General features: G+C 70.0%; 13 protein-coding genes. 4 read left to right on the top strand and 9 right to left on the bottom strand.

Going from position 1 to position 10,708, the window contains the following annotated elements; all coding sequences use genetic code 11:
* Both BLT82_RS25115 and BLT82_RS25120 read left to right on the top strand, forming a co-directional pair.
* Complete coding sequence (locus BLT82_RS25115) at positions 1-1,365, top strand: 2-oxo acid dehydrogenase subunit E2 (RefSeq protein ID WP_093658656.1); 1,365 nt, start codon at positions 1-3, stop codon at positions 1,363-1,365.
* Positions 1,362-1,607 carry an acyl carrier protein gene (locus BLT82_RS25120; protein ID WP_167746079.1) on the top strand — a complete coding sequence of 82 codons (246 nt, stop codon included), beginning with the start codon at positions 1,362-1,364 and terminating at the stop codon, positions 1,605-1,607. The genes BLT82_RS25115 and BLT82_RS25120 overlap by 4 nt, the downstream gene beginning before the upstream one ends.
* Positions 1,608-1,656: 49 nt before the next feature.
* Here BLT82_RS25120 and BLT82_RS25125 read toward each other — a convergent pair whose 3' ends face one another.
* The 6 genes from BLT82_RS25125 to BLT82_RS25150 all read right to left on the bottom strand — a co-directional run bounded on the left by BLT82_RS25125 (position 1,657) and on the right by BLT82_RS25150 (position 7,809).
* Complete coding sequence (locus BLT82_RS25125) at positions 1,657-1,914, bottom strand: SHOCT domain-containing protein (protein ID WP_093658658.1); 258 nt, start codon at positions 1,912-1,914, stop codon at positions 1,657-1,659.
* Positions 1,915-2,113: 199 nt separating this feature from the next.
* Entirely contained in the window at positions 2,114-2,707 is a 594-nt protein-coding gene (locus BLT82_RS25130; protein ID WP_093658660.1) for a fasciclin domain-containing protein, read from the bottom strand.
* 197 nt (positions 2,708-2,904) lie between these two features.
* Complete coding sequence (locus BLT82_RS25135) at positions 2,905-3,324, bottom strand: CBS domain-containing protein (protein ID WP_093658662.1); 420 nt, start codon at positions 3,322-3,324, stop codon at positions 2,905-2,907.
* A 142-nt stretch (positions 3,325-3,466) separates the two neighbouring features.
* On the bottom strand, positions 3,467-5,866 hold the full coding sequence (locus BLT82_RS25140) for a glycoside hydrolase family 65 protein (protein WP_093658664.1): 2,400 nt from the start codon (positions 5,864-5,866) through the stop codon (positions 3,467-3,469).
* A gap of 60 nt (positions 5,867-5,926) precedes the next feature.
* The gene (locus BLT82_RS25145; protein ID WP_093658707.1) at positions 5,927-6,796 is read right to left on the bottom strand and encodes a universal stress protein; all 870 of its coding nucleotides are present in this window, start codon (positions 6,794-6,796) and stop codon (positions 5,927-5,929) included.
* A 98-nt stretch (positions 6,797-6,894) separates the two neighbouring features.
* Positions 6,895-7,809 (bottom strand): pyridoxamine 5'-phosphate oxidase family protein, encoded by a 915-nt coding sequence (locus BLT82_RS25150; RefSeq protein WP_093658667.1) that lies wholly within the window; start codon positions 7,807-7,809, stop codon positions 6,895-6,897.
* Between the two features lie 212 nt (positions 7,810-8,021).
* On the opposite strand from BLT82_RS25150, the gene BLT82_RS25155 reads away from it, so the two are divergent.
* The gene (locus BLT82_RS25155) at positions 8,022-8,696 is read left to right on the top strand and encodes a CBS domain-containing protein (protein WP_093658709.1); all 675 of its coding nucleotides are present in this window, start codon (positions 8,022-8,024) and stop codon (positions 8,694-8,696) included.
* A 64-nt stretch (positions 8,697-8,760) separates the two neighbouring features.
* On the opposite strand, the gene BLT82_RS25160 is transcribed toward BLT82_RS25155, so the two are convergent.
* Positions 8,761-9,582, bottom strand: coding sequence for a universal stress protein (locus BLT82_RS25160; protein WP_093658669.1), 822 nt, complete (start codon positions 9,580-9,582; stop codon positions 8,761-8,763).
* A 186-nt stretch (positions 9,583-9,768) separates the two neighbouring features.
* Complete coding sequence (locus tag BLT82_RS36880) at positions 9,769-10,005, bottom strand: hypothetical protein (RefSeq protein ID WP_143041529.1); 237 nt, start codon at positions 10,003-10,005, stop codon at positions 9,769-9,771.
* A 207-nt stretch (positions 10,006-10,212) separates the two neighbouring features.
* Between BLT82_RS36880 and BLT82_RS36885 the strand changes: the two genes are divergently transcribed.
* Entirely contained in the window at positions 10,213-10,440 is a 228-nt protein-coding gene (locus BLT82_RS36885) for a hypothetical protein (RefSeq protein WP_143041530.1), read from the top strand.
* Positions 10,441-10,442: 2 nt separating this feature from the next.
* On the opposite strand, the gene BLT82_RS25165 is transcribed toward BLT82_RS36885, so the two are convergent.
* Positions 10,443-10,708, bottom strand: a 266-nt coding sequence (locus BLT82_RS25165) for a transposase (RefSeq protein ID WP_208868028.1), incomplete at its 5' end; no start/stop codon positions are given.

Consider the following 10,708-nt stretch of genomic DNA (forward strand, 5'->3'; position numbering starts at 1 on the left):
ATGGGCGCCTTCACCATGCCGTCCCTCGGCGCCGACATGGACGAGGGAACGCTTCAGGAGTGGCTCGTGAGACCCGGCGAGCAGGTTCGCAAGGGTGAGGCAGTCGCGGTCGTCGAGACCGCGAAGTCCACACTCGAGGTGGAGTGCTTCGAGACCGGAACGGTGGAGGAACTGCTCGTCGAGCCCGGTACGACGGTGCCGGTCGGCACTGCGCTCGCGCTGATCGCGCCCTTCGCCAGGGCACGGGAAGCGCGTGGGGAGCCGGACGAGACGGTGGAGAAGACGCCGCCCAGGCCCAAGCCGCGTCGCACGGCGCCGTCCTCCGGAACCGAGGCGGCCCGTGCGCCGACGCCGACCCCCGCCCGCGCACACGGGCACTCCGAAGCGGGCCCGCTGCTCCGGCACCTCGCGGAGCGAAGCGGCCTGGACTGGGCGGCTCTGCACGGTTCCGGGCCAGGAGGGCGCGTCACCCGGGGCGACGTGGAACGCGCGGCCGGCGGTGCCGCGCGGCCACCGCGGATCCGGGCCACTCCGCTGGCCAGACGGCTCGCCGCCGAACTGCACGTCGATCTGGGCTCGCTGACAGGCACGGGCACGGACGGCGCCGTCCGTGCCGCGGACGTGCGCAGCGCCGCGCCGGGCGGCGCCACCACGCCCACGCCCGCGCACCGCGCAGCCCGGCCGCGGACTGCGGAGGACCGGGCCTTCGCGATGCGCCAGGCGATCGCCGCACTGATGACCCGCGCCAACCGGGACATCCCGCACTACTACCTGTCCACGAACGTCGACATGGCCGCCGCCATGGACTGGCTGCACGAGCACAACCGGCGCAGCCCGGTCGGCGAGCGACTGCTTCCCGCAGCCCTGCTGCTCAAGGCGGCCGCCTGTGCGGCCCGCGAGGTGCCCGAACTCAACGGCTTCTGGGTCGACGGCGGATTCGTGCCGGGTGACGGTGTACACCTCGGCGTGGCGGTGTCCCTCCGCGGGGGCGGCCTCGTCGCCCCGGCCCTCCACGACGCCGACACCCTCGACCTGCGGCAGCTGATGGCCGGGCTGAAAGACCTGGTCGTCCGCGCCCGCACAGGCCGGCTCCGCGGATCCGATGTCTCGGCCCCCACGATCACGGTCACCAACCTCGGCGATCAGGGGGTGGAGACCGTCTACGGCGTGATCTACCCGCCCCAGGTGGCCCTCGTCGGTTTCGGACGGATCGTCGACCGGCCGAGCGCCGTGGACGGCCTGCTCGGCGTAAGGCCTGTTGTCACGGCCACCCTGTCCGCGGACCACCGAGCGACGGACGGAGCCGTGGGTGCCCGCTACCTGACTGCGGTCGACCGTCTGTTGCAGAATCCGGAGCAACTGTGAACCGAACCGAAGCACTGGAGCTGGTCAAGGACTCGATCTCCCGCGTCGTACCGGGCGCCGACCTCGATGCCCTGGGCCCCGACGACTCCTTCCGCGATGCTCTGGAAATGGACTCGCTGGACTTCCTGGGTTTCATCGAGGCTCTCAGCGATCGTTCCGGAGTCCGCATCGAGGACGAGGACACGCAACGGCTCACGACTCTGTCCGGTACCGCCGACTTCCTGGTCGCCCGTGCCGGATGAGGGCACCCACCCAGCTGCGCCATGGGCCGCCCGAGAGTCGGCGGCCTGGTCAGGGGCTCCCCGGCCGATGTGCCGCGAGGCGTTTGCGTGCCTCGGCGTACGCATCCGGGTCGATCTCGCCGGAGGCCAAGCGGCGGTCGAGGATCTCCTCCGGCGTCTCCCTCGATGTCTTCCGGGGGCCCGCGGCGTCGTGGCGACCGGAAGACTGCGTCAGCCGGATCACCGCCCACACCACCAGGCCGATCAACACGATCCACAGCAAAGGCATGAAGGTCATCCAGGCCCAGCCACCATTCCAGTACATCATCGTGACCCACCTCCCGGGACTCTTCCACCCTCCACCCGTACCAAGTGGGAGCACCAGGGCACATCGGCCTCACCCCCAGGGTCACTCGGGCCCTGTGTGCCCGCCTACCCGGGAGCAGCTCGTTCCCGCGCCGGTCGCGGTTGAAGGGCCGAAGACTTCGCGGGCGCGTGTGGGATGCTCGGCGAAGGCGCCGCCGGTGTCAGTCGGGAGGGGTGAGAAGCCCGTCGATGAGGTAGACGGTGGCGTTGGCGGTGGTGATGTTGCCGCAGACGATGTCCGCCGTGCTGTTGACCTTGAAGGTCGTACCGGAGCCTGAGGTGGTGAGCTGCGAGCCTTCCAGCGTCTTGAACGAGCCGTTCGGCAGCTCGCTCGGAGTGACGTCGGCGTCCACCACGTGGTAGGTCAGTACCTTCTTCAACCGCTCCGGGTCGTTCAGGAGCGAGTCGCGCTGCGCCTCAGACAAGCTGTTGAAGGCGTGGTTGGTGGGCGCGAAGAGGGTGATGTTGTCCGATCGGTTGAGGGTGTCGTCCAGTCCGGCCTGCTTCAACGCTGCCGTCAGCTGTGCCAGCTGGCGGCTTCCCGCAGCGGCGTCAGCCACCTTCTGTTCGGCCATGGCCGCGACACTTCCTCCTCCGCTCCGGGGCAGTTCCGAGCAGTCGGGCCCGAACGTTCCCGTCGGACTGGGCGTCGGCGCCTGCGCGTAGACGTGTGGGGCGAATGCGCCCAGCGCGAGCGGGACGGCAACCAGCGGGGCGATGACGGCATGTGCCGTGCGAACTCCGGTGAACCTCATGGTGACACTCCTTGGACGAGTTTCTGAGCATGCCGCCGGGCCCGCCGCCGCGACGAGCACGGCTCGCCGCCGCTCCTGGTCCCCCGCAGACACGCCGCGGAGAGGGTGCGGGCGAACGGTGCGGGGCGCAACGGTGACGGACCGTCAGCACCGCACCAGCCGGATCGGCGATTCCTCCGAGTCCGGTAGGACGGTGGTCACTTCGCAGCGCACACGGCCTCGACGAAATGCCCCACCTGCTCCTCCGGCAGTCGGCGTGCGAGGTCCGCTTCGCTGATCATCCCGACCAGGCGATGGTTCTCGACGACCGGCAGCCGTCGGATCCGGTGCTGCTCCATGGCCCGCAGTACCTCGTCCGAGTCGGCACCGGCGTCGATCGTGACCGGCTTGCCCTGCTCGAGCATGCCCGCGGTCATGGTCTTCGGGTCCTTGCCCTTGGCAAGGCACTTCACCACGATGTCGCGATCGGTGATGATCCCGTGGAGCCGGTCGTCCGGCCCGCAGATCGGCAGAGCTCCGACACCCAGCTCACTCATCCGGCGCGCCGCGTCCGCCAGCGTCTCGCTCTCCTGGATGCACGTGGCACCGACGTGCATGATTTCCCTTGCCGTGGTCATAGCCGTCTCCTTCCTGCCTCGCGATCTGCGCGGAGGGGAGCCGCCCTCCCTACCGGCCCCCCATGCCAGTGTGGGTCGCCGGCATCCCGTACGCATGCCAGGGCGCACGCCGTTCCGGCAGCTCCGGGACGTCCCGGGCGGATCATGCCGTCGGCAGCACGAGCGTGCAGGTCTCCCCCGGTGCGACGGTGACGGCCCTGTCGGTCAGGACCACCCGGATCGGCGATTCCTCCGAGTCGGGTACGACGATCCGCAACTGTTCCCGTCGCAGTCGCACGCCGACGCCCCAGTGGCCGCGATACCGCAGCGAGAATCCGTACTCGGACAACGCGGGAAGGGGCACCGGATCCAGCCACAGCGCCTCCTCACGGGTCTCCAGGCCGGTCAGGCCGCGCTGGACCAGGTCGAGGGTTCCTGCCATGGCCCCGAGGTGGACGCCTTCGCCGGTGGTACCGCCCTGGATATCGGCGATGTCCGCCTCCAGTGCTTCTCGGCAGTACTTCCAGGCGTCGGCCCGTCTGACCCGGGCAAGGACCCAGCCGTGGACGAGGCCGCTGAGGGTGGAGCCGTGGCTGGTGCGCCGGAGGTAGTAGTCGACCGTCCTGCGCCAGAGTTCGTCGTCGAGCTCGTATCCGAGACGGTGGAACAGTTGCCGCAGCTCGGCGGGCGAGAAGAGGTAGCCGAGCATGAGGACGTCGGCCTGCTTGGATGCCTGGTAGCGGTTGACCGTGTCACCCTCGGCCTCGAGTATCCGGTCGAGGCGCCGGATGTCGTCGTACCGCTCGCGGTAGGCCTCCCAGTCCAGCTCCGCGAGGTCGCCGTAGCCGTCGAACTGGCTGATGACGCCCTGGTGGTGAGGCACCGTCAGCTTCCGGGACACCTCTTCCCACCGGGGAAGTTCGCCGATGTCCAGCTCCACGCGCTCGAGGAGTTCCCGGCGACGCCACGCCGGAAGGCGCCGCACGAGGTCCACGGCACAACCGATCACCCAGGCGGCGGTGACGTTGGTGTACGCGTTGTCGTCCAATCCGGGCCGGTGGGCACCCGGGTAGCTGTCGTGGTACTCGTCGGGGCCGACGACCCCACGGATGCGGTAGCGGCCCGACTCGGGGTCGAAGTCGGCGGTGTCCGCCCAGAAGCGGGCGATCTGCAAGACCATCTCGGCACCCCTGGTGTGCAGGAACTCCGTGTCACCCGTGGCCTCGCAGTACCGCCAGACGTTGTACGCGATCGCCGAGCCCACGTGGTGCTGGAGCCGGGTGTGGTCCGGCAGCCACCGGCCCGAACGGGGGTTGAGATGCAGTCGTTGGGTCTCCTCACGGCCGTCGCTGCCGCTCTGCCACGGGTACATCGCCCCGGCCCGCCCCGCCTCCCGGGCGGCGCGGCACGCCTGCGGAAGGCGCCGGTACCGGTAGTTCAGCAGCGCACGGGAGACCTCGGGGAAGTGCAGATTCAGATAGGGCAGCACGAACAACTCGTCCCAGAAGACGTGTCCGCGGTACGCCTCGCCGTGCAGTCCTCGGGCCGGCACTCCCACGTCGAGGTCCGCGGTGTGCGGCGACAGCGTTTGCAGGACGTGGAAAAGGTGCAGGCGCAGGACGCGACCGGCCTGGCCCGGCACCTGGACGTCGGCGTGCCGCCACAGCTGGGCCCATGCGGTGACATGTGACTCCATCAGGCCGTGGAAGTCCGCGGCTGCGGACGCCCGCTCGACCGCTGCTCCGAGCGGATCGCTGATCGCCGGGTCGCGTGAGGTGTGCAACGCAACGGTCTTGTCCACGACGACGGGCGCGCCTGGATCGATGGGGATCACCAGACGGCGGACGGCTCGGTGTCGCGCGGGATGCAGCCGCGACGAAGTCGGCTCCCGGCCGTGAACGACCGTACGGGCCGCCAGGGCGATACCGACGTCGGAGCTGTTGGTACGACAGCGCAGCCACACGGTTTCGGACTCCTCCACACCGGTCTGCACGTGGGCCAGGTGGCTCCGGTTGAGGGACCGGTACCGGTGCACGTTGGCGTTGGTCACGTCACCGTCGATCGCCGACTCGACCTCGATCTCTCCCGACCAGTCCTCGGCGGTGAACACCGTACGCAGGACTGCCAGATGAGGGTCTGCCATGTGCACCACGCGGATCTGCTCCACAGTCAGCACGCCGACCAGCTCGTCCTGGTAGCGGAACGTGCGAATGAGCGTGGCACGCCGCAGATCCAGGGTGTGCCGGTACTGCAGGAACGTGCGGGAGTCCGCGGTGAACCACCGGCCCGCCGGGCTTCCGGCAGAGCGGAGACGGAACCGCAGAGGCAGCCAGTTCGGGAGGTTGACCAGGTCCTCGTTCACAACCGGGCGGCCGGCCACGGTGGACTCCAGGCGGTTGTAGCATCCGGCCACGTAGGTCCCCGGGTAGTGCACCAGACCTGCCCTGCTCTCGGGCACGGCCCCACGTGTGGCGAAGTATCCGTTGCCGAGGGTGCACAGTGATTCACGCAGCCGCTCGGCCGCGGGGTCATGGCCCTCGTACCGCCAGGTCCACTCCGACATGCGCCGTCCTCACCCCTCTCCTTCCCGAGGCGTACGGAAGCCGGTCGGTGCATCGGGACGTCAGGTGCGCTCGGGGACGACGGCGACCGGGCACTCGGAGTGATGGAGCAGGGCGTGGGCGACCCTGCCGAGTTGCAGACCGAAGTGGCCGTGCGGTCGCAGGGCGCCGACGACCAGGAGGTCGGCGCCGGCCGAGGCGCTCAGGAGGACCTTGTGAGCCGGTCCTTCCACCACGCGCCTTTCCACCTCTACCTGGTCCCCCACAAGATCGCGCAGGGCTTCGTCGAGGATGGCCGAGGCCCGCTCCTCGTGCGTACGGCCGGCTTCTTCCCCGAGGAATGGGTGGTCCACGTGCTCGTGTGCGGGACACCGCCATGCCCTCACGGCCTCCAGGACGCAGCCGCGAGCCTGTGTCTCGCGGAGGGCGAACCGTACGGCTCCCGTGTCCTCGGCCGATTCTCCGACGCCGACCACCACCCGCCCGTAGGCTCCCTGCCGGTTCCGCTCCGAGCCCCGCACCACGATGACCGGGCACATCGCACGGGCCGCCACCGTGAGGCCGACCGATCCCAGCAGCAGGCCGCCCAGGTCGCTGCGACCTCGGGATCCCGTGACCAGGGCGGAGGCGTCGTGCCCCTCCCGCAGCAGCACGGACACGGCATCGTCGGGCAACACCTCGCCCGACACCTTCACCTCCGGGTTGCGCAGCCGGGCTCGCTCTGCACCGGAGGCGACGATGTGCTCCCCCATGATCTCTTCCGCCGGACGATCCGTGCCGAAGGACGGCCGCCTGCCCTCGTAGCGCTCCCACAAGGAGGCGTAGACCAGCCGCAAAGGGAGCCCGCGCCGTGCCGCTTCGTCGACCGCCCAGTCGACCGCCTGCAGGCTGCAGTCCGATCCGTCGACGCCCACGACCAGTGGGAGATCCATCTTCCCCACCGCCCTTCTGTCCTGCCCCGTCAAGCGCCCCCTGTGAATACCGTGGCATCACCCGGACGCCGCCGCGACACGCCCCGGCGCCCGGGACCTCACTGCGGGGCCGGACCGATACGACGACCGGTGAGACGCTCGGGCCGGATCGACACCCACATCTCCCGCTCACCACCCGCCCACGGTTCGGTGTGAGCGCCGTCGGCCAGTCGCCGCACTGCGTCCGTTCCGGTGACGTGCCGCGCCGGGCCGACGGCGAGAACGCTCCAGCCCTCGCCGGCGGTCTCGTCCAGATGATCGACCTCGAACGCCACCTCGGACCCCACGGCCGCCGCGGGCACCGAGCCTGGCGCGGTCCGGAAGGCGATCTCGTCGCCGGCGACTTCGTAGTTCACCGGAAGGACCGCCGGGCCGTCGGGCGTCGTCACGGCGACACGGCCCACACCATGGGTGGAGAGCAGTGCACGGCACTCCTCCGCTCCGAGTTCCCGCAGCTCAGGGTGCAAGAGAGCCTGACCCTGCCCAGACGGCAGATCGACGCCTCCCCCGCGCAGGGCTTCCACACTCGTTCCCAGCGCGCCGGCCAGCCGGGTCAGCGTGCCGAGACTGGGGTCGGCCGGGCGTTCTTCCAGGTACGCGAGGTACTGCGGAGCCATTGCGGCCCGGCCGGCCACGGTGGCCCGGGTGAGCCCCTGGCGCTCGCGCTCGGCGGCCACCCGCCGGCCGATGTCGCCAGGACTGGGTGCCCGGTCCGGCCTGGGCGTCCCGGACGTCCCTCCCACGCTCTCCACGTCCTCCCTGGAGGGCACAGGCGCCGCGGACGGGTGCTCCAGGTGACGGACATGGGCATCGGGCCCGGGGAACACCATCGTCACCTCGTCCGTGTCCGACCAGCGCACGTCGTAGGGGGGTGTTCCATCCGCATGGTGGAGTCCGACGATCTCGCCGTCGCGCCTGGCACCGCCGGTCGCCGGACTTTCGATGACGAGTTGGTCGCCGAGGTGAGCTCGCATGACCGCCGCCCTTTCCTCAGAATGTTGCTGTGACCCACCGTGCCACGCACGGTTTACCGCCGCACGGGCCGGAAAGCCCTGATCCTGGGCCGACCAGTCCCTTCTCGGGGCGGGCGCCGACGCGTGCCTGAGCCGCACCACTTCGCAGGGCCGGCTCCTGACAGCACGGCATGATCACGTTCTCCGACACGGGCCTCGAAGGGACAGGCGTCATGCACCACCGAACGGTCGCAGAGCTCATGACCCGACAGGTCGTCCGGGCGCGGCGTGATCTGCCGTTCAAGGAGATCGTCAAGTTGCTTGCCGAGAACGACGTCACCGCCGTGCCGGTGGTGGACGAGCAGGACCGCCCGATGGGTGTGGTGTCCGAGGCGGACCTGCTGCGCAAGTCAGCGGACCAGGCCGACCCATCCGGACGGGCGGCGATTCCGCATCCGGAAGCCTGGGACCGAGCCAAAGCCGAAGGAGTGAGGGCGGAGGAACTGATGTCGGCACCCGCGGTGTGCGCGCGCCCGGAGTGGAACGTCGTCGAGGCGGCCCGTCTCATGGAGGCCCATGGCGTCAAGCGGCTGCCCGTGGTGGACGAGACGGACAAGCTCCAGGGCATCGTCAGCCGCAGCGACCTGCTGCGGATCTTCCTCCGCCGCGACGACGCCATCCGCGAGGAGATCACCCGGGACGTGCTTCAGGAGACCTTGGGCCTCGCTCCCTCCGAGGTGTCGGTCGACGTCCGGGAGGGGCAGGTCGCCCTGAACGGAACCGTCGAGTTCCGCAGCCTGATCCCTGTCATCGAGCACCTGTGCACGAGTGTGGACGGGGTGGTCTCGGTCTCGGCACACATCACGTACCGGACCGAGGACGCCAGAGGATCCGGGTCGGCCCGATGAACCGTCTGGAGTCGGTCGCGCGCCCTGGGCCGCCTCGGCGGGCCGGTCCCCCCGCGGTGAACGGTCACATCTGCGGAACGACGGCGATCGGGCACGGCGCGTGATGCAGCAGCGCATGGTTGATCAAGCCGAGTTGGAGCCCGAGATGCCCACGTCGCCTGCGGGCGCCCACGACGAGAAGATCGGCGTCGGACGCGGCCTCCAGGAGCGCCTGACGTGCCGGGCCTTCGACGACATGACGGCTCACTGAGGCGTTCACGTACCGCTCTGCGGAGCCCCTCAGCGCGTCGTCGAGCACCTGCGCCGGCGGGCGGCGCAGCGGCTGGGCCCCATATCCGGCCGGGGGCGGTGGCTCCGAGAGGCCCCCGAACGGGACGGTCCAGGCGTGCACCGCGATCAGCCGGCAGCGCCGCACATGGGCTTCGCGCAAGGCGAACTCCACCGCGGTGCCACTTCCCTCGCCATCCTCGACACCGACGACGACGCTGCGGAACCGGAGGTCCCGGTGCGCTGGTCGGCCGCGCACCACAACGACGGGGCAATCCGCGCGCGCCGCCACGGCAAGGCTGACGGACCCCAGCAGAAGCCCCGCCAGGTCACCGCGTCCCCGGCATCCGAGGACCAGGGCGAAGGCATTGCGCCCCTTGCCGAGCAGGGCTGTCGCGGGGTCCCCCCGCAGCACCTCGCCGGACAGCCGGGCCGAGGGCGCGTTCCGCCTGGCCCGTTCGGTGGCAACACCGATCAGATCGGCTGCCCCTCGGTCCGGCGTGACAGCGTGCACGAGGAGGAGCGGCAGGTCATGCCGCTCTGCCTCGTCGGCGGCCCAGTCCACCGCCTCCAGGCTCGACTCGGACCCGTCGACGCCGACCACAAGCGGGATCGCCACTGATGTCACCTTCATTCCAGGTGGGCTTCATGCGCTGCCATTCCAGGTGGGCTTCTTGCACTCCTCAGCCCTGTCGAGGCGGGCCGCGCCGCAGCACGCATGGGCGCGCGCCGTGAGCGAGAGGGGCACCTTCACCCGGCGTGCCTCGCAGGGCGGGCGTGCTCGTTCACTGTCATTCCCAGCTTCTTACGAGTGGGGCGCGGTCGCCATGGCGTGCTTGATGCCGTTGTCGACGAGATGGCTCAGGACGTCGGTGATCTGCCCGTGGCAACAGCCCGGGACGCCCGCCCCGGCCGCCGGCCATCCCGGCACCGTCGCCAGGTCCCGCAGCACCCGTGCCCACTCGGCACTGCTCGTGTCCGAGCCGTACCTCCTGACGCAGAGCTCGGTGCAGGACCGGCAGACGGGTCGAGCGGGAGTCACGCACGGGGCCGTCGGCGTCACCCCTGTGCCATCGCCAACCTGACACTGACGGGAGCCCCGAGGGTGCCGGAGGCACGGCGAACCGGACTGCGAAATCACGCCACGTCATAGCCCCTTGCCCCCTTGCAGACGCCGCGACTCTGCAACCTCCGTCTGATTCCCGCTCCACTCGTGCCGTCCTTTTCGACCCGCCGTACAGTGAACTTCATGACCACGGTGGAAGTGATTCAGCTCTTGGTGTCACCGACCCATCGCTATATGGGTCGGCCCGCCGACGGCCCGACTCCAACGCAGGAAAACGAACTCGTGGACAGTGTCGAAGTCCGGCGGACTCTGGGGATCGTGGGCGACCGATACTTTGCTCATCCGGCACACCGCCGCGGGTCACGTCCGTTGGAGTGGTGTATCGACGGCCACTCGGCGATCTCGTTTTGAGGCTATGCGGTGAGTTCGGTGGGCAGGAGGGTGTCGTTGTTTTCTGACTCGATCGGGTGGAGTCGGGCCTTGGCCAGCAGGTCGCGGCCCATGTAGCGGCGGGCTTCGGTCCACTCGTCGTTCTGCTCGGCCAGGACCGCCCCGACCAGCCGGATGACGGCGGTGCGGTCGGGGAAGATGCCGACCACGTCTGTGCGGCGGCGGATCTCCTTGTTCAGCCGCTCCTGCGGGTTGTTCGACCAGATCTGTCGCCAGATCTCACGCGGGA

The sequence above is a fragment of the Streptomyces wuyuanensis genome, assembly GCF_900103455.1.
In the GTDB taxonomy this organism is placed as follows: Bacteria; Actinomycetota; Actinomycetes; order Streptomycetales; family Streptomycetaceae; genus Streptomyces; species Streptomyces wuyuanensis.